This window comes from Alteromonas sp. AWJ4_197, assembly GCF_056160285.1.
Map to the genome: position 1 here is coordinate 162,762 of NZ_JBSWWW010000005.1, position 18,067 is coordinate 180,828.

General features: G+C 48.2%; 16 protein-coding genes. 15 read left to right on the top strand and 1 reads right to left on the bottom strand.

Features of this window, described 5'->3' with window-relative positions:
* Position 1 precedes the first annotated feature (1 nt).
* A complete protein-coding gene (locus ACXAGC_RS12400) occupies positions 2 to 706 on the top strand; it encodes an acylneuraminate cytidylyltransferase family protein (protein WP_474844653.1) in 705 nt (234 codons plus the stop codon).
* Positions 696 to 2,951 carry an N-acetylneuraminate synthase family protein gene (locus tag ACXAGC_RS12405; RefSeq protein ID WP_474844654.1) on the top strand — a complete coding sequence of 752 codons (2,256 nt, stop codon included), beginning with the start codon at positions 696 to 698 and terminating at the stop codon, positions 2,949 to 2,951. The genes ACXAGC_RS12400 and ACXAGC_RS12405 overlap by 11 nt, the downstream gene beginning before the upstream one ends.
* Before the next feature lie 50 nt (positions 2,952 to 3,001).
* Here ACXAGC_RS12405 and ACXAGC_RS12410 read toward each other — a convergent pair whose 3' ends face one another.
* Positions 3,002 to 3,688: a TylF/MycF/NovP-related O-methyltransferase gene (locus ACXAGC_RS12410; protein ID WP_474844655.1), complete on the bottom strand. Its 687-nt coding sequence runs from the start codon at positions 3,686 to 3,688 to the stop codon at positions 3,002 to 3,004.
* 307 nt (positions 3,689 to 3,995) lie between these two features.
* Here ACXAGC_RS12410 and ACXAGC_RS12415 point away from each other — a divergent pair, with 307 nt between their 5' ends.
* The 13 genes from ACXAGC_RS12415 (at position 3,996) to fliJ (ending at position 18,031) form a co-directional block, all read left to right on the top strand.
* Positions 3,996 to 4,946, top strand: a complete 951-nt coding sequence (locus ACXAGC_RS12415; protein WP_474844656.1) for a phytanoyl-CoA dioxygenase family protein — start codon at positions 3,996 to 3,998, stop codon at positions 4,944 to 4,946.
* A 1-nt stretch (position 4,947) separates the two neighbouring features.
* On the top strand, positions 4,948 to 6,030 hold the full coding sequence (locus ACXAGC_RS12420; protein ID WP_474844657.1) for a hypothetical protein: 1,083 nt from the start codon (positions 4,948 to 4,950) through the stop codon (positions 6,028 to 6,030).
* A gap of 224 nt (positions 6,031 to 6,254) precedes the next feature.
* Positions 6,255 to 6,947, top strand: a complete 693-nt coding sequence (locus ACXAGC_RS12425) for a class I SAM-dependent methyltransferase (RefSeq protein WP_474844658.1) — start codon at positions 6,255 to 6,257, stop codon at positions 6,945 to 6,947.
* Positions 6,948 to 7,053: 106 nt separating this feature from the next.
* Entirely contained in the window at positions 7,054 to 7,857 is an 804-nt protein-coding gene (locus tag ACXAGC_RS12430; protein WP_119500559.1) for a flagellin N-terminal helical domain-containing protein, read from the top strand.
* A gap of 154 nt (positions 7,858 to 8,011) precedes the next feature.
* Complete coding sequence (locus ACXAGC_RS12435; RefSeq protein ID WP_474844659.1) at positions 8,012 to 9,496, top strand: sigma-54 dependent transcriptional regulator; 1,485 nt, start codon at positions 8,012 to 8,014, stop codon at positions 9,494 to 9,496.
* A gap of 117 nt (positions 9,497 to 9,613) precedes the next feature.
* Entirely contained in the window at positions 9,614 to 10,750 is a 1,137-nt protein-coding gene (locus tag ACXAGC_RS12440) for a sensor histidine kinase (protein WP_474844660.1), read from the top strand.
* Positions 10,747 to 12,093 (top strand): sigma-54-dependent transcriptional regulator, encoded by a 1,347-nt coding sequence (locus ACXAGC_RS12445; protein ID WP_119500562.1) that lies wholly within the window; start codon positions 10,747 to 10,749, stop codon positions 12,091 to 12,093. Before ACXAGC_RS12440 ends, ACXAGC_RS12445 begins: the two co-directional genes overlap by 4 nt.
* A gap of 236 nt (positions 12,094 to 12,329) precedes the next feature.
* Complete coding sequence (gene fliE, locus ACXAGC_RS12450) at positions 12,330 to 12,665, top strand: flagellar hook-basal body complex protein FliE (RefSeq protein ID WP_119500563.1); 336 nt, start codon at positions 12,330 to 12,332, stop codon at positions 12,663 to 12,665.
* 14 nt (positions 12,666 to 12,679) lie between these two features.
* The gene (fliF, locus tag ACXAGC_RS12455; RefSeq protein WP_474844661.1) at positions 12,680 to 14,383 is read left to right on the top strand and encodes a flagellar basal-body MS-ring/collar protein FliF; all 1,704 of its coding nucleotides are present in this window, start codon (positions 12,680 to 12,682) and stop codon (positions 14,381 to 14,383) included.
* Between the two features lie 11 nt (positions 14,384 to 14,394).
* Entirely contained in the window at positions 14,395 to 15,432 is a 1,038-nt protein-coding gene (fliG, locus tag ACXAGC_RS12460; protein WP_119500565.1) for a flagellar motor switch protein FliG, read from the top strand.
* A 34-nt stretch (positions 15,433 to 15,466) separates the two neighbouring features.
* On the top strand, positions 15,467 to 16,249 hold the full coding sequence (fliH, locus tag ACXAGC_RS12465; RefSeq protein ID WP_474844662.1) for a flagellar assembly protein FliH: 783 nt from the start codon (positions 15,467 to 15,469) through the stop codon (positions 16,247 to 16,249).
* Positions 16,242 to 17,576: a flagellar protein export ATPase FliI gene (fliI, locus tag ACXAGC_RS12470; RefSeq protein WP_474844663.1), complete on the top strand. Its 1,335-nt coding sequence runs from the start codon at positions 16,242 to 16,244 to the stop codon at positions 17,574 to 17,576. Before fliH ends, fliI begins: the two co-directional genes overlap by 8 nt.
* Positions 17,577 to 17,581: 5 nt before the next feature.
* Positions 17,582 to 18,031, top strand: a complete 450-nt coding sequence (gene fliJ, locus ACXAGC_RS12475) for a flagellar export protein FliJ (RefSeq protein ID WP_303574370.1) — start codon at positions 17,582 to 17,584, stop codon at positions 18,029 to 18,031.
* Positions 18,032 to 18,067: the final 36 nt, after the last annotated feature.

Here is an 18,067-nt window from a genome sequence, read left to right on the forward strand (position 1 = left end):
AATGAGCGGAAAAGTAATTTGTCTAATCCCGGCGCGGGGCGGCTCAAAGGGAGTGCCCGGTAAAAATATTCGTGAGTTGAATGGTATTCCGTTGGTAGCGCACAGTATTTCACAGGCGGAAGCTGCATCACTTGTCGATGATGTTTATGTTACCAGTGATGACCCCCAAATCCTTCAGGTCGCTAAAAACTACAATGCAAATATAATTCACAGACCTGCGGAAATCAGCGGTGATACAGCAAGTTCTGAATCTGCTCTTCTTCATGCTTTGCATGTAATTGAAGATACAGGGGAGAATGTGTCTCTTATCGTTTTTTTACAATGCACCTCTCCGGTACGGTCTCCGGTTGACATCGATAACGCAATACGCGTTCTGCAGCAATCACAGGCCGACTCACTTTTGTCTGTTGTCAACAGCCACCGGTTTTTCTGGAAAGAAGTTAACGGGAATGCCGTTTCTGTCAATTACGATTACAGGGAAAGACCAAGGCGGCAAGATATGGCGCCCCAATACCAGGAAAATGGTTCTATCTATATTTTTACTCCTGAGGTGTTGAAAGAGTACAACAACAGGTTAGGAGGAAAAATTGCACTTTATGAAATGGGTGAAAGTAGCAACATAGACATTGATACTGAGAACGATCTTTTGCTAGCGCAGGCGATGCTAACTAAATTAAGTGAAGACGGAGAAGTAAATGATCATTGATCGTGAAATTGACAAGTTTATTTTGTCATCAGACAGCTCTGTCGCGAATGCCCTGGAAGCGCTGAATGCAAATAAACATCAGATCGTTTTTATTACAGACAATAATCATCATCTTTTAGGGTGCTTTACAGACGGAGACTTCCGTCGCTGGGTGCTTCGCCAGACAAATATAGACATACATCAGGCCGTTACCCACGCGATGAATGCCGGGTGCGTTTCATTTTTTGAAGAGCAGGGACCAGAAGTCCTGGAATCTTGCTTAAATGAGCGCATCAGATATGTACCGGTTCTGGATAGTCAGGCCAGGGTTTGTGGTATTGCACGCCGCCAGTCGCCTGTTGTTGCTATCAATGATTTCACCATTTCCCGCGCAGGCAAAACGTTTATTATCGCCGAAATTGGTAATAACCATAATGGCAGCCTGGAGCGCGCCTGTCAGCTGGTGGATGCGGCTGTCGCTGCCGGTGCGGACTGCGTAAAGTTTCAGATGCGTGATATGGATTCGCTTTATATTAACCAAGGTAATGCTGATGATGAGAGCGAAGATCTCGGTGCGCAATACGTGCTGGAGTTGTTGAGAAAATATCAACTAAAAGACACTGAATTTGAAACACTTTTTGCTTACTGTGAAAAAGTTGGGATAACAGTCCTCTGTACTCCTTTTGATATCGTTAGTGCTGATAAACTCGAGGCGCTTAGCGTACCCGCTTTTAAGGTAGCTTCAGCCGATTTAACTAACCACCCCCTTCTTGTTCACCTGAGTGCGATGAGAAAACCTCTCATCGTATCAACAGGAATGGCAACAGATGATGAAATTGCTGCTGCTGTTTCCTTGCTAAACGAGCAGGGAGCAAGTTATGTACTTTTACACTGTAACTCAACTTACCCTGCGCCATTTAAAGATATTAATCTCAGGTATCTTGAAAAATTGAGTGACCTGAATCAGGGATTAGTTGGCTATTCAGGCCATGAGCGCGACATCCATGTTGCCATAGCTGCTGTCGCATTGGGTGCTAAAGTTATAGAAAAACACTTTACTCTGGACCGCAGCCTCGAAGGAAATGACCATAAAGTCAGCCTGTTACCATCTGAGTTTGAATGTATGGTAAAGGGCATACGGCAGGTTGAAGCAGCGCTGGGTTCTTCAGATAAGCGCAGCCTTAGTCAGGGAGAGATGATGAACCGGGAAGTGCTTGGCAAAAGTCTCTATGTATGTACGGCTATTTCGAAGGGAACCGTCATCTCTGAGTCTATGGTAACGGTAAAAAGCCCCGGCAAAGGGTTGTCACCAGATAAACTCGCACTTCTGGTTGGCAAGACGGCTAACCGTGATATGTGTGCCGGTGATGCCTTTTATTCATCCGATTTGATTTCGGAAGTGTTTGAGCGAAAATCCCGCTTTGCATTACCGGGAACGTTTGGTATTCCGGTTCGTTACCACGATGTCTCCCTCGTTAATGAGGCAGAGTTTGGCATGCTTGAATTCCATCTCAGCTTTAAGGATCTTTCCCTGTCACCACAAAGCTATCTGAATGTACTGAAGGATAAAGTGGCAGTAGTGCATGCGCCAGAGCTGTTTGAGGCAGACCATACACTTGATTTAGCGAGTGCCGATGAAGACTATCGCCGGACATCGGTGAAATGGCTAAACAAGGTATTAGACACCGCAAGGGAGATTAAGCAATTTTATCCTGCCACCGGTGATATTCCCGTTGTCGTCAATGCCGGTGGTTTTTCACAAAATAGTTTTGTTGACGATGAAACAAAAGCTGAAATGTACAAAAGAGTCGGACTGTCACTATCCGGACTACAACTCGATGGCGTTGATTTACTTATACAGTCTATGCCTCCTTTTCCGTGGCATTTTGGAGGGCAAAGGTTCCACAACCTGTTTGTGAAGCCCGATGAGATTGCTACCTTTTGCAAGCAGTTTAATGTCAATGTATGCCTCGATGTTTCTCACAGCTGGTTAGCCTGCAATTATTTCGATTTAGAAATTGATGATTTCTTTTCGTTGTCCGGCTCAACGATTAAACATTTACATATTGCAGACGCCAAAGGTGTTGACGATGAAGGGCTACAGATTGGCGAAGGTGAGCTTCCGGTACAGCGTATCTTCTCTCTGTATAGTCAGTATTGCCCTGACGCAACGTGGCTCCCTGAAATTTGGCAGGGACACAAAAATAAAGGTGAGGGTTTCTGGACCGCTTTTGCAAAGCTGGAAAACAGGTTGAACCGGGTGTGAAGGTTGTATAAGCATGAACGGCTTATACAACCTGTGTCTTCTGTCCGTTATCAGGGTTTTCGGATAAAGGCAGGTACGTTATAAAATGGAAGCTTTTCAATTCTAAGGTTATGTTCTTTTATGAAAGCATCAACGGCTATTGTTTCTCCGGCGACGGCATTATAGTCATCCAGTACAATAAGACCTCCGGGAACCACCCGCTCATATAAGATCCCGAGGGCAAATTCGGTAGGCTCTTTGACGTCCATATCAAGGTGTAACAAGGCAATACGTGTCTCCGGATGCTTATCTAAATAGTCAGGCAGCGTATCAAAAACGTTTCCTTTAACCAGATGACAGTTCCCGAATCCTTTTGAAGATAAAATTCCGGAAACTTCATCTTCGCTGAGACCATGCCCCCCTTCTTCCTCAAACCGTTCTATAAAATCCAGATCTGCTCCGACTTCAAGCTTGTTTGTAGGAAACGCTCCAAAAGCATCGAACCCTATTATCTTTCTGGAAAAGTCATTTTCCAGAGCGTCACGAAAGGTGGCGAAGCGCACTAATGAAGCGGCTTTATAGACACCCAGTTCAATAATATGTCCGGGAAGGCCGGTGATTTGTTTGTACAACTCATAATGAGCGAGCATTTTATTGAGACGCGACTTTTGTGAAAACCAATAAAACCCGTTTTCATAATCCCAAACATTCTGCCGGTTCAAGCCCCGGATACTGCCTTTTAAGCTTTCTTTATTCATTCAGCTTCAACATTCATTGTTTTGCTTCAACAGACGTAAGGATCCGGAGAAGGCGGAAGGTATCTTTGTATAATATAGCCTGCTTTTTGAATTCGCAAAACAGGTTCACTCAGCACGCATTTTCCGACTTCCTGAAAGCAACTTTTTTCAGGCACAACAAAGGCTTCCTTGCAGGTAATTTTAGTTTTTCTGGCGTATACTTACTCCAGTTAAGTTTTCCGGGCATGTATCGTTCAGATGCAGGTTGCATTTAACTCACGTTGTTAAATGTCCCGGTGATCAAGTTTGATTGAGTAACGGAGGTAAAATGGACTCATTTTTTGCCGGTAGTCACCCCAGCGTTAAACGTTTTGCCCGTTCACTGAACACCCGGGACGACTTTTTAAAAAAAGTTGCAGATGTCACATTAAAACATGGAATTGCAAATGTTAGTCAATCAGCGCTGACTTTTGATGTGCAAACCACAAAGGCTGAAGATATTGCTTCCTGTCTTCAGAAATTTGGTGTTGTCTGTCTGAACAATGCGGTAGACAGTGCAAGCTTCGACGTCCTCAATCATAAAGTCGACAAATTGTTCTCTGACATATATGCGTCGGTCAAAGGAGCCGGAGACAAGGATTCAGGAGACTTGGGTGAACTCGCATGGCAAAGAAACCTTAGCCTTGCCCGGACTTTCAATGAACTCCTTGATTACAGCAAGCCAATTGTAAATATCCGCGGCAATGCAGGTAGTGATACCGGCATGATGGATATGTTTAACATCCAAAGTATTACTCCACTTAAAGCCGACGATGGTTTCAGACAGCTATATGAACTGTTTACAAGTGGACTGGCTTATCAGGTGATTAGATCCATTTCGTCATTCACTTTTTCGAATGTGCAAATGTATGAGAATGAATCTGTCACAGATACGCGTGGATTCCATATTGATAATATTTTCGGGACTTATAAGGTTTTCGTCTATTTGACTGATGTAACCTCAAAAGACGAGGGGCCGTATTGCTATATACCCGGCAGTCATCGTTTACCTTACTTACATCGTCTGGAGCTCCGGCAAACCGAAAAAAGCGGCATTCGTCCCCGCGATATGCTTAGCAGTGAATACTTACCTTATATTCGTTTCATTGCACCCCGCGGTACGATAATCATCAGTAATCAAACCGGAATTCACAGAGGTTACCCTCAGGTCGATGGCGCTTCGAGGCGGGTAATAGTTGCGAACTACAGTGACCACATCAAGATGGGGCGGCGATACTAGGATGTCAGTACCTTCAAATGATGATGGATTTGCCATTGCCAAAACGCTTTTCAATAGTGGTCAGCGCTCTGAACCATATTCCTTAGACTCATCTGATTACCCCTGTCCTTTACCTTCGTTGAGCCGGGGCATTCTGGAAGTGCTGAATGATGATATTGAAGCTGGTGGACGTACATTAATGGATTTGCTCGATGTTGAGGAAACCCGGAGTCTTGCGCTTACTAATTTGCTGTTTTTAGTCAGCAAGGGCTTTTTAGGTAATCTTGTTGAAGAGATGCACCAAAAAGTTAAAAAGATGCCGGTGTCGGCGGACCAGGTAAAAGCCCGGCTAACTCTGGCGTTGCAAATGGGTAAGTCTGCTGATAACGAAGTCTATGATGAATATGTGAAGCCCTATGTTTTACCTTCAGTCAGGCATCAACGTGATAAAACTCTGGTGTTTTACCACATTCCCAAATGCGCCGGAACATCGGTTAATCAAATGCTGGGAACCTATTTCTATGGCCCGCAACATAACGTGATAACTCCCGGTTATATCCACGCCGGACTGGCAGGGCTCTGCATCAGGGAACTAAGTAACTACTTTCCTTACCTGAGTACAAAGCATATGGGGGTTGATGTATTTCCTGTCGATCGGGAAAGATATTCCGGCTTTACCTTGTTTCGTAATCCTGTTGAACGATTACATTCGATGTTCTTTCAATCTTTGGATAGTGCAGTTACAGGATACAATCTCAGAATTTTGCCTAAATATAATGAGTACTGGCGGTACTGGGATACATCAGAATTGGCCGGTTGGCTGGATAAAATTCCAGATTCACTACGTGATGGTCAGATAAGTACATTTTCGCCGGATTTGGATGAGGTTAATGCGAAAATTGCTATCGGTAAGCTGTCGTTTTGCGGCGAATTGAAAGGCGAAGATGACGGTTTGTTGAAGTGGTTACAAGCAGAGCATGTGCCCGTTGAACAATTGCCACGAGGATTAAATGCCTCTAACCGGAAAAGAATCAATACGACAGACCATGAAAAATTAAAAAGCGCAGCAGCAAGAGAACTGAATTTTTTACGGAACATTATTTAACAGGTTGCAGATTAGTTATGGCAGAAAACTATTACATTGAGACAGGTGAAGAATTTCGATGCGATGCCTGTTCGGCAAAAGAGAGATTTCTAAAACTCTACGATCACCATGATGTTTCAGTAAATACCGGAAATATGGCTGCAAATGTTAAGAAATATCATGACTTTCCGGGTTACCTGTTTAAAGGATGCATTGCCGTCTGTAGCAGTTGCGGATACGGAAAAATGTTATCACCTCCGTCCGGAGAAGAGTTGGAAAGCTATTATAAAGCGCTGTTCTGGAAACAGCGTGAAGTCAGAGTTGATCAGGCCCGTGAAGGTGTTGTATCGAGAAATCATCAGCTACGCTCGGAACATCAGATTGAGATGGCAATGCGATTTAAGTCCGCGAACAATGTGTTTCAGACTTTAGAAATTGGTGCAGGTGAAGCATTTGCCAGTCAATGTCTCAAGACGATAAACGAAGACATCAGGACGTGTATATGTGAAGCAGGCGCTCAGTGGGATTCCCATTATGAGTCTCTGGGCCTTGAGAAGATCGCCGGTTATTTTCCTTTTTCCGGCGATGAGAAGTTCGACTTAATTATCGCCAGTCACTGGCTGGAGCATGTCCTTGATGTTCCGGCTGTATTAACTGCCATCCGTGAAAAGCTTAAGCCTGACGGTCTGTTGGTCATCGATGTACCTAATACTCAATATGATTATTGGGATGTACCGGAACGTGACATTCCGCATATTCACTTTTTTACACCTGAATCGCTGGTTAAACTGTCTGAGAACAGCCGCCTGAAGTGCCGGGCGGTAGAATCATACGGAATTTCTATAATGCAAAGACAAGCTGGCATTGAAATTCAACCAGAAGATTTTGCAGAGAATAAACGTGGGTATGGTATCCGTGCAGTATTTAGTCCTGCCTGAAATGGTATGAGAAATACTCACTGATTATTGTTCTATATACCTAAGATGTCACTCTGAGCGGAGAATTACTTTTTGTGCTATGCTCTAATGCAGAGAGGAGGCGTGTATGATCAATTTCAACAGCAATTCGTCATCGACAACATCATTACTTCAGCAGGTGCAGGAAAAACAAACCAGCCTGATGGAGAAACTGGCGTCGGGCAAACGCATTAACAGTGCTGCCGACGGTGCGGCTGCGCAGCAAATCATCGACCGTCTTACTTCTCAGGTAGAAGGCAACCGGCAGGCAATCAATAATGCCTATGACGGTATTTCGCTGGCGCAGGTTGCGGAAAGTGGCTTGTCCGGCATTAATGACGATGTTAACCGTATCCGCGAACTCACCTTGCAGGCCGGCAGCGGTGTACTGAATGATGCCGATCGTCAGGCGATACAGTCTGAAATTACCCAGTTGCAGGATAATATCTCGCAAACAATCGATCAGACGACCTTTGGCGGTAAGCCTCTGCTGAGTGCTGAAGGGGAAATTAATTTTCAGGTCGGGGCAAATCCTGATCAGTCCGTGGGCGTACGCACTTCTGATGTTGCCGGCAATCTGTCCGGTATTTTGAATATTGATATCACTTCCGGCGATTTGGATGCTGCGTTGCAGGCGGCTGATGAAGCCGTTGAGTCAGTGGGCGGATTCCGCGCAGATCTCGGTGCGACACAGAACGCACTGGCCAGTACGGCAAGAAACCTCAGTGAAGCTGATGTGAATGTGTCTGCAGCCCGCAGCCGTATTCAGGATCTGGACTATGCGCAGGCGGTATCAGAAAATATTTCTAACAGCGTACTGGGTCAGGCTGCTACTTCTGTGCAGGCACAGGCGAACCAACAGCAAGGACAGGTTCTGGCATTGTTAAACTAGAACGGGTGTGATTACGTTTTAATCAAAAAGGCAGGTTAAACCTGCTTTTTTTGCTTCAGGAACAAGAATCAGTGTTTGCGAACTGATCTTTTACCGCTACAATCATGCAGATGCGCTAAACTGTAAATAATAAAAATGCGTTCTCGGGGAATAGATGAAGGAAATTCTGCTCGTTAGTGATGACGGCGAACTCATTCAAAAATTAGAAACCGTTATCACGTTCATGGGGGAAGCTTGCTACGGGCAATCTTTTGCGGATAGCTACGGCTATCTGAATACCCATACCGTTGAAGCGGTCATGATTGATTACGCCAGAGCTGACCAGGTTCAAAACCTGGTGGCGCAGTTTCCCCACATCCCGTTTGTCGCTATTCAGGCGCAGGATGGCCTTATTGCACCGAATTGCAATCTGGTCAGCACCGCTACACTTCCTATTACTTACCCGGTACTGACTCAGGCAATTCATCGTTGCCAGGAATATACCCGTCACCGTCCGGGCCCGGTAAAAACCGCTGGCCTGAAAACCCGTCTTTTCCGTAGCCTTGTTGGTCGCAGCCAGCAAATTCAGACTGTACGTAAACTGGTAGAGCAGGTTGCCCCGACCGATGCCACCGTGCTGATTCTGGGTGAGTCCGGTACCGGTAAAGAGGTTATCGCCCGTAACGTTCACTTTATGTCTGAGCGTAAAGAAGGCCCGTTTATTCCGGTTAACTGTGGTGCCATACCCGGTGAACTGTTAGAAAGTGAATTATTCGGCCACGAGAAAGGCGCATTTACCGGTGCAATCAGTGCACGGAAAGGACGCTTTGAACTGGCAGAAGGCGGGACACTGTTTCTTGACGAAATAGGTGACATGCCGCTGCAAATGCAGGTTAAATTACTGCGGGTATTGCAGGAACGGACATTTGAGCGTGTTGGTGGTCATACACCGATAAAAGCCAATGTTCGTATTGTTGCTGCCACCCACCGTAACCTGGAAAACATGATTAAAGACGATAAGTTCCGTGAGGATCTCTATTATCGCCTGAACGTGTTTCCCATCGACAGTCCTGCACTTCGTGAACGCCGCGAAGACATCCCGTTATTGCTGCAGGAATTGATCAGCCGTATTCAGGGTGACGGCGTATCGGTGGTTAAATTCACCGAAATGGCTATTTCCTCTTTAATGGAACATGACTGGGCGGGTAATGTCCGTGAGCTGTCTAATCTGGTAGAGCGGCTGAGTATACTGTTCCCTAATCAAATCGTTGATATTCAGGACTTGCCGCCTAAGTATCAGTACGGCGAAATTCAGGCTTACGAGCCGGACTATCCGGAAGAGTTGCTGGAACGCGATGCATTCAATGAATTGTTCGCCGAGTCAGCTGCTTCAGAAGATTTACGTTCACCGGTTGAAGATTCGGCTTATGCTGTCCCCCGTGAAGAAGGCGCGGAGTCTTCCCAGCTACCGGAAGAGGGCGTAAATCTTAAAGAGTATCTGTCGGAGCTGGAAATTAATCTGATCATACAGGCTCTGGATCAGCAGGACTGGGTTGTTGCCCGCGCTGCTGATAAACTGGGTATGCGCAGAACCACTCTGGTTGAAAAGATGCGCAAGTATGAAATTCAGCGCGAGGAGTCGGTATCGTCAGATAATTGACTTTAACCTTCTTTACAAAACCTCTTTAACCTACTGTTTTAAATGTAAAATAATACTGGCACATCAAATGCATTAACCCAGTCAGGACGTAATGTCTGCTTTTTGACGAGGGTTATCATGACATACGATGGGCATAGCTACGCAGCCGCTGCCGGCGAAGCATCCGTACATTTATCTGACTATCATTACGCGCATTCTGCACAGGCGGAAAGCAGTAGTGATGATATTGATGTGCTTAAAAAGCAGGCCAGTCGTTTATCTCATTTATTGCAGGTCATGCCTGCCGGCGTTATCGTTATTGACGGGCAGGGGATTGTGCGTCAGGCGAACGGTCAGGCTAAGTCACTGTTAGGTGAACCCCTCGAGGGCCAGCTCTGGCGAACCATCATTGCCCGTTCATTTAAACCCCGTGCGGACGACGGCCATGAAGTGTCATTAATTGACGGCCGCCGGGTAAAGCTATCCATTACCCCTCTTGATAACGAGCCGGGCCAGCTTATTGTTCTGACCGATCTTACCGAAACCCGGCAATTGCAGGCCAGAGTCAGCCACATGCAGCGCTTATCAGCGCTGGGCAAAATGGTGGCGTCACTGGCGCATCAAATCCGCACGCCGCTTTCTGCTGCGATGTTGTACGCCGCTAATATGAAACGCAAAGGCCTCGGCGAAGCGGCCACAGCCGATTTTGCCGGTAAACTTACCGATCGTCTGAAAGAACTGGAGAGCCAGGTAAACGATATGCTGTTGTTTGCCAAATCCGGGGAAGATCAGGTCGTGTCTGTACTGACACCTGCACAACTTGAAGATGCCATTGTTCCTGTTGCAGAAACCATGACCCGTCAGGCCGGCGTGAATTTATCTGTCAGCGGTTTCAGCACTGACGCCACACTTACCGGCAATCTTATAGCCCTGCAGGGAGCGTTACTTAATCTTATACATAATGCCTGTCAGGTCAGTGAAGCAGGCGGGACGGTCTACGTTAATGCTGTTTGCAGCGGGGAACACATTGCTGTGTCCGTTATTGATGAGGGGCCGGGGGTTCCGGCAGCTGTGCGCCAGAAAATTTTTGAACCGTTTTTCACTACCAAAACACACGGCACGGGCCTGGGACTCGCTGTAGTGAAATCTGTTGTGAATGCACACAAAGGCCGGCTTGGTGTGACTAATTTAGAAGGACAGGGAGCATGCTTCACCGTGACGCTGCCTGTTACCCGAACCACTTTATCCCCTGAGAATACAGGAGACCTTGTATGAGCCACTCTACTATTTTGATTGTTGAAGACGACGCGGGGTTGCGTGAAGCATTAAATGACACGCTGAAATTGGCTGATTACCGGGTTATTGCTGCGGCTTCTGCAGAAAATGCACTGATTCAGCTGGCTGCGGAGAAAGTCGATCTGGTGGTCAGTGACATTCAGATGGGTGACATGAACGGTCTGACCCTGCTGAAGAATATTAAAGCCCGTTATCCCCAGTTACCGGTATTGCTGATGACGGCGTATGCCACCATTGATGATGCGGTTCAGGCCATGCGTGACGGAGCGACAGATTATCTGTCCAAGCCGTTTGCTCCTGAGGTACTGCTGAATCTGGTCAGCCGCTATGCGCCGGCACATAAAATTGAGTCCCGTACGCCCATTGCGGCAGATCCCGGCAGTCTCAGATTGCTGGAGTTGTCCCGCAAGGTTGCCGGTTCTGATGCCACGGTAATGGTACTGGGGCCAAGCGGTTCCGGTAAAGAAGTACTGTCTCGTTATATCCACGATCAGTCATCCCGCGCTGCAGAAGCGTTCGTGGCAATCAACTGCGCAGCCATTCCTGAAAATATGCTGGAAGCCACATTGTTTGGTTATGAAAAAGGTGCCTTTACCGGTGCGGTTCAGGCATGTCCCGGCAAATTTGAGCAGGCGCAGAACGGCACTATTCTGCTGGATGAAATTACCGAAATGGACCTGGCTCTGCAGGCGAAATTACTGCGTGTATTACAGGAAAAAGAGGTCGAGCGCCTGGGCGGACGCAAAACTATTGCACTGGATGTTCGGGTCATTGCCACCAGTAACCGTGATTTGCGTCAGGCTGTAGAGGCGGGGGAGTTCCGCGAAGATTTATATTATCGCCTGAATGTCTTTCCGGTAGTCTGGTTGCCGCTGGCGAAAAGGCCGGGTGATATTGTTCCGCTGGCCGAACACCTGATCCAGCGTCATACCGGCGGTCAGCGTGAAAGTACGCTGCGTTTGTCCGGTGCCGCCAGAAACAAGCTGGTTCAATATGACTGGCCGGGCAATGTGCGGGAACTGGAAAATGTTATCCAGCGCGCTTTAATCCTGTGTGACGGTGAAGTTATCGAATCCTCTGATCTGATGATTGATATGGCCGCTACACTGGCAAGCCACAGTATTCAGGCTGATGAAGTGGTAACCGACGACAGTAAGCTCGGTTCTGAGCTTCGTCATCAGGAACATCAGATAATCCTTGATACCCTGCAGTTGTGTAAAGGGAAACGTAAAGAAGTGGCTGAAAAGCTTGGTATCAGTCCCCGTACCCTGCGCTATAAACTGGCCAGAATGCGGGAAGAAGGTATCGACGTTCCTGCCTGATTAATATTACATCAATGTATTCATTGCAAGTGTGTGTTTCACACTAAAGCCTCTTGCCACGGCAGCCGCCGTGGCTTTTTTCGTTTTTCTCTCTTGCCTGTGTCATTAATTTGGCATTCTTTCTAACTTGCTGATTAAATTGAAAAATAAAAGTTGGTATTGCTTTTGCTGTTGTCTGTTTAAGAACCAGTGTCAGACAGCTTTCTGACGATAAGCAATATAATGAGGAGTGGGGTATGGACGTTAAAGCCAACAGTTTGTATCAGGAGATGCAATCAATGATCGGCCAGACTCGTCTGCAGGCTACAGAGATGCCCGAACAGGCACTCGAAGTAAAAAATGCCTCTGCCAGCGATTTTTCAGCCATGTTGAAACAGGCCGTTGAAGGTGTGAACAACATGCAGATGGAATCAAAATCAATGCAACAACGCTTTGAGATGGGCGACCCGTCATTAAGTCTTGCCGAAGTCATGCTGACCAAAGAAAAGGCAGGCATTGCCTTTGAAGCGACCGTACAGGTACGCAACAAGGTGCTGGAAGCTTATAAAACCATCATGAACATGCCGGTGTAGTGGAGTAGTACGTCATGGCCGAAGCAACAGGTACTAACCTGACAGTCAGCGACTCAACCGGCGAAACCGGCGGTTCAGACGCGGAGAATAAATCCGGATTCATGGACACGCTGGGCAGTGCCGACATGGTGCGCCAGATGGCACTGGTCGTTGTACTGGTGATTTGTGTGGCCATCGCCATTTTCATTTTATTGTGGGCACAGGAGCCGGATTTCCGGCCGCTGGCGAAAATGGAAACCGAAGAGCTTATCGAAACACTGGATTACCTGGATGCCAGTCAAATCGAATACAAGCTGGAAGGTAATACTATATATGTGCGCAGCGACGAGTTTCAGGATGTGCGCCTGGGAATGACCCGTCAGGGACTTACCCGTGCAGGAGATGCCGGCACCGATATCATCATGCAGGACATGGGGTTCGGTGTATCACAACGGGTTGAGATGGAGCGTCTTAAACACGCCCGTGAACAACAGATTGCAGCTACAATCGAAGACATGGCAAGCATTCAGAAAGCCCGTGTTTTACTGGCTATGCCAAAAGAAAACGTGTTTGCCCGCCGGGAAAAGAAAGCCAGTGCTACTGTTGTGCTCACGGCAAAACGTGGCAAAGTGATTGCCGGTGAAGAAGTGGATGCGGTGGTGGATATCGTCGCTTCCGCTGTACAGGGCATGGAGCCGTCACGGGTTACCGTTACAGACAGCAATGGGCGTCTGCTGAATTCCGGTTCGCAGGGTTCCATGAGCGCAAGAGCGCGGAAAGAATATGAAATCGAGCGCCAGCGTGAACAGGAATATCTGGAGAAAATTGACGCCATTCTGATCCCTGTTCTCGGAATTGGTAATTATACAGCTCAGGCTGATATCTCCATGGACTTTACGGCCATGGAACAAACCCAGCGTACATACAATCCGGATCTTCCAGCTGTTCGCAGTGAAATGACCGTAGAATCAAATTCCGTTGGCTCTATCGCCGGCGGTATCCCGGGCGCGCTGAGTAACCAGCCGCCGCTGGAGTCCAATATTCCTGAAAACGCCGTCGGACAGGATGGTCAGTCAGCGCCGGTTCCCGGACGCAGCAACCGCGAGTCCACGAAAAACTATGAGCTGGATACCACCATCAGCCATACCAAAAAGCAAACCGGTGTGATCAGACGTCTCAGCGTGTCTGTGGCGGTGGATCACGATCGTACCGTTGCTGAAGACGGCAGTGTCACTACCGCACCGAAAAGTCAGGAGCAACTGCTGAATATCCGCCGTCTGCTGCAGGGTGGTATAGGATTCGACGTCGCCCGCGGGGATTCTCTGGAAGTCGTCAGTGTACCGTTCACGCGGATGGATGCAGAAGGTGTTGAAGAAGTGCCTTTCTGGGAACGACCGGAAATCTTACCTATACTTAAACTGGTAGTGGGTGGGTTGATCATCATTGTATTGATTATCTTCGTGATAAGACCCATGTTACGTCGTCTTATCAATCCTGAAGAATCGAAAGACACCGACGAGTTTGATGCAGATGAAAGTCTCGACCTGGGTGATGACACCATCAGCATGCTGAGTCAGGATTTCGACGAAGCACAGGTTGGCTTCGCGCCGGACGGCTCACTGATGCTGCCGGATCTGCATAAAGATGAAGATGTTCTTAAAGCCGTGCGTGCGCTGGTGGCCAATGAGCCGGAGCTGTCTGCACAGGTTGTTAAGGGCTGGTTGACACTGGATGATTAAGGTTCAACGTAATGCCTGATGAAATGGCTCAAAGCGAACAAAGTTACGATATCAGTAAATTAGAAGGGGTGGAGAAAGCTGCCATCCTGTTACTGAGCTTATCGGAAGAAGATGCCGCGCAAATTTTAAAACACCTGGAGCCGAAGCAAGTGCAGAAGCTCGGTGGTGAGATGGCAAAAATTGAAGACATGACACAGCCGAAAATTACGGCGGTGCATAAGCATTTCATCGAAGAAATTCAGAATTACAGTACCATCGGATTCCAGAGCCAGGACTTCGTGAAACGGGCGCTGACTGCGGCATTAGGTGAAGATAAAGCGGCAAACCTGATTGACCAAATCCTCATGGGCAGTGGTGCAAAAGGCCTCGACTCTCTCAAATGGATGGACTCCAAACAGGTTGCCAGCATCATCCGGAACGAGCACCCCCAGATCCAGACTATTGTATTGTCTTACCTTGAGCCGGAGCAAAGTGCCGAGATTTTGTCTCAGTTCCCGGAAAAAGTGCGTCTCGATTTGTTAATGCGTATCGCCAATCTGGAAGAAGTGCAGCCGGCGGCACTGCAGGAGCTGAACGAGATCATGGAGAAACAGTTTGCCGGTCAGGCTGGTACTCAGGCAGCGAAAATGGGCGGCCTGAAGTCTGCTGCCGATATCATGAACTACCTCGATACCTCCATTGAAGGTCAGTTGATGGATGCTATCCGTGAGCAGGATGAGGAAATGAGCCAGCAGATCCAGGATCTGATGTTCGTCTTCGATAACCTGATTGATGTGGATGAGAGAGGTATTCAGGCCATCCTCCGCGAGGTTAATCAGGATTCACTGCTCAAAGCGATTAAAGGTGCTGACGAAGAGCTTAAAAACAAAATCACCGGTAACATGTCCAAACGTGCTGCTGAAATGCTGCTGGATGATCTCGAAGCACTGGGGCCGGTCCGCTTGTCTGAAGTGGAAACTGCGCAAAAAGAAATTCTGTCTGTTGCCAGACGTCTGGCTGACTCCGGTGAAATTATGCTGGGCGGCGGCGGCGGTGAAGAATTCCTGTGATAAGTGCTTGTGCAGTTAACGGGTGCCAGATTGTATGAATGATAATTCAACACCAGATGACGAATTTAACGAGGCTAAATCCTGGGATTTACCGTTTTTGTCTGACGAAAAATCAACGCAGGATTTACAACGCACCAATGCGCTGAATCGTCGCAGTGACTGGAAATATGAACCTCCGGAGCCGGAAGAAGAAGAGATCCTGCCTCCTACTGCCGAAGAAATTGAAGCCATCCGTCAGTCAGCCCATGATGAAGGCTACAACGAAGGCAAGCAGACCGGCTTTGAAGAAGGCAAAGCGCAGGGATATACCGAAGGCAAAGTGCAGGGCCATGGTGAAGGTCTGGAGGCCGGCAAAGTCGAAGGTCTGGAGGCCGCTCAGGCTGAAATAGATGCACTGGCTGCAAACTGGACATCTCTGGCAGATAATCTCACTGCGCCGTTATCGCAGGTAAATGATGATACCCGCAAACAACTGGTCAGGCTGGCTGTATCACTGGCAAGGGCAGTGATCCGCACCGAAGTGAAAACCGGTGAAGACGCTATTCTGCAGGCGCTGGCAGAAGGATTAAAAGCCCTGCCGGTGAACGAAACCCGTTATCACATCACCATGCACCCCGACGACATACAGCTGGTCACAGAGCATTACGGAAAAGACACGGTAGAGCAGAAAGGCTGGCAGTTTATTGAATCTCCGGCAATGTCCCGTGGCGGCTGCGATATTACCACCCAACAGAATGCTGTTGATGTGTCTGTAGAACGCCGCTGCAAAGACATACTTAACAAATTCCTCCTCGACCGGGGGCTTTCAGATGACTAGTCCCTGGGGCAGTTATTTTGAAGATCTAGTCGACCAGATCCCCCAGCCACCCGTGGTTGCCGCCGGAAAACTGGTTCGTGGTATCGGTCTCACTCTTGAAGCCGTCGGCTGTCAGCTGCCTGTTGGCAGTCAGTGTATGGTGCAGACCATCGAAGGGGAAATCGAAGCTGAAGTCGTCGGTTTCGGCGACGATATTACCTATCTGATGCCCACTGAAGCGGTGCGCGGGATTGTACCCGGTTCGAGGGTGTTGCCGCTAAACCGTGAAAGTGGTCTGGCTGTGGGTATGGGTCTGCTTGGTCGTGTGGTCGACGGTAATGGTCAGCCTCTTGACGGATTAGGACCGGTAATAACTGACACCCGCGTACCTACTACCAAGCCGCCTATCAACCCGCTGACACGCCGGCCCATCTCTGAACCTATGGATGTGGGCGTACGCGCAATTAACGCATTGAACACAGTAGGCGTAGGCCAGCGGATGGGGCTGTTTGCCGGATCCGGTGTGGGTAAATCGGTGTTGCTGGGCATGATGACCCGTGGTTGTGAAGCTGATGTGGTGGTCGTGGGTCTTGTGGGAGAACGGGGCCGTGAGGTTAAAGAGTTTATCCACGATATCCTTACTGAAGAGGAACGTCAGCGCGCCGTGGTTGTGGCTGCACCGGCAGACACCTCACCGTTAATGCGCCTGAAAGGCTGTGAAACAGCCGTGACGATTGCTGAGTATTTTCGCGACCAGGGCATGAACGTATTGCTGCTGATTGATTCTCTGACCCGTTATGCCATGGCGCAACGGGAAATCGCGCTCGCAGTAGGCGAACCCCCGGCAACTAAAGGCTATCCGCCCTCTGTGTTTGCACGCTTACCGGCACTGGTTGAGCGTGCCGGTAATGGCAGTGCCGGTCAGGGCTCGATCACTGCTTTCTATACAGTTTTAACCGAAGGCGACGATTTACAGGACCCCATTGCCGATGCGGCAAGGGCTATTCTTGACGGTCACGTGGTGTTGTCACGTACGCTGGCAGACAGTGGCCATTATCCGGCAATTGATATTGAAGCGTCTATCAGCCGGGTGATGCCTATGGTGACCAGTGAGGAGCATTTACAGCAGGCGCGGCGTATCCGTCAGGTGTATTCCACGTATAAGCAAAATCGCGACCTTATTTCTATCGGTGCCTATGCGAAAGGCTCTGATCCCCGTATTGATCTCGCTATCCGTGCGGAACCGGCTATTAATGCATTCCTGCAGCAAGGCATGAAAAACGTTTTGCCCTATGATGAGTGTCTGCAGGGCATGTCGGCACTGGCCGGCGGGTTAGGTAAAGGATAACGTCAATGAGTCAGCTGGCACTGGTTGCAAAATTCGAACTGGAAAAAGAGCAGAAAGCTGCGCAGCAGTTTCAGCTTGCTCAACAGCACGTTACTCAACAGCGTCAAAAACTCAGCAATTTGCAACAGTACCGTCTTGATTATGTCCGTCAAATACAGGCAACGGGCAAAGGTGGCGTGGCGGCGAAAGCTTACCATCAGCATTTGTCGTTTGTCGGTAAGCTGGACAAAGCCTGTCAGCAGCAAATGAATGTGATTTCTCAGGCATCACTGGTCGCTGAGCAGCGAAAACGGGCCTGGCTGGAGCAGCAAAAGCGCCGTAAAGCGGTGGATATGCTCATCGACAAAAAAGCACAGGAAGCACAGCGTATTGAAGCCCGCCGCGAACAGCAAATGCTTGATGAATATGCCTCTCAGAAATTCTACAGAAATCAATTAACTAAATCACCATTCTAACTGCCTGTGCCCCTGTTGCGGTATGAACAAATCCGG

Bases quoted from the DNA above. Each gene is read 5' to 3' on its own strand.
- ACXAGC_RS12400 (WP_474844653.1), top strand. From the start codon at position 2: ATGAGCGGAAAAGTAATTTGTCTAATCCCGGCGCGGGGCGGCTCAAAG.
- ACXAGC_RS12405 (WP_474844654.1), top strand. From the start codon at position 696: ATGATCATTGATCGTGAAATTGACAAGTTTATTTTGTCATCAGACAGC.
- ACXAGC_RS12410 (WP_474844655.1), bottom strand. From the start codon at position 3,688: ATGAATAAAGAAAGCTTAAAAGGCAGTATCCGGGGCTTGAACCGGCAG.
- ACXAGC_RS12415 (WP_474844656.1), top strand. From the start codon at position 3,996: ATGGACTCATTTTTTGCCGGTAGTCACCCCAGCGTTAAACGTTTTGCC.
- ACXAGC_RS12420 (WP_474844657.1), top strand. From the start codon at position 4,948: ATGTCAGTACCTTCAAATGATGATGGATTTGCCATTGCCAAAACGCTT.
- ACXAGC_RS12425 (WP_474844658.1), top strand. From the start codon at position 6,255: ATGTTATCACCTCCGTCCGGAGAAGAGTTGGAAAGCTATTATAAAGCG.
- ACXAGC_RS12430 (WP_119500559.1), top strand. From the start codon at position 7,054: ATGATCAATTTCAACAGCAATTCGTCATCGACAACATCATTACTTCAG.
- ACXAGC_RS12435 (WP_474844659.1), top strand. From the start codon at position 8,012: ATGAAGGAAATTCTGCTCGTTAGTGATGACGGCGAACTCATTCAAAAA.
- ACXAGC_RS12440 (WP_474844660.1), top strand. From the start codon at position 9,614: ATGACATACGATGGGCATAGCTACGCAGCCGCTGCCGGCGAAGCATCC.
- ACXAGC_RS12445 (WP_119500562.1), top strand. From the start codon at position 10,747: ATGAGCCACTCTACTATTTTGATTGTTGAAGACGACGCGGGGTTGCGT.
- fliE (WP_119500563.1), top strand. From the start codon at position 12,330: ATGGACGTTAAAGCCAACAGTTTGTATCAGGAGATGCAATCAATGATC.
- fliF (WP_474844661.1), top strand. From the start codon at position 12,680: ATGGCCGAAGCAACAGGTACTAACCTGACAGTCAGCGACTCAACCGGC.
- fliG (WP_119500565.1), top strand. From the start codon at position 14,395: ATGCCTGATGAAATGGCTCAAAGCGAACAAAGTTACGATATCAGTAAA.
- fliH (WP_474844662.1), top strand. From the start codon at position 15,467: ATGAATGATAATTCAACACCAGATGACGAATTTAACGAGGCTAAATCC.
- fliI (WP_474844663.1), top strand. From the start codon at position 16,242: ATGACTAGTCCCTGGGGCAGTTATTTTGAAGATCTAGTCGACCAGATC.
- fliJ (WP_303574370.1), top strand. From the start codon at position 17,582: ATGAGTCAGCTGGCACTGGTTGCAAAATTCGAACTGGAAAAAGAGCAG.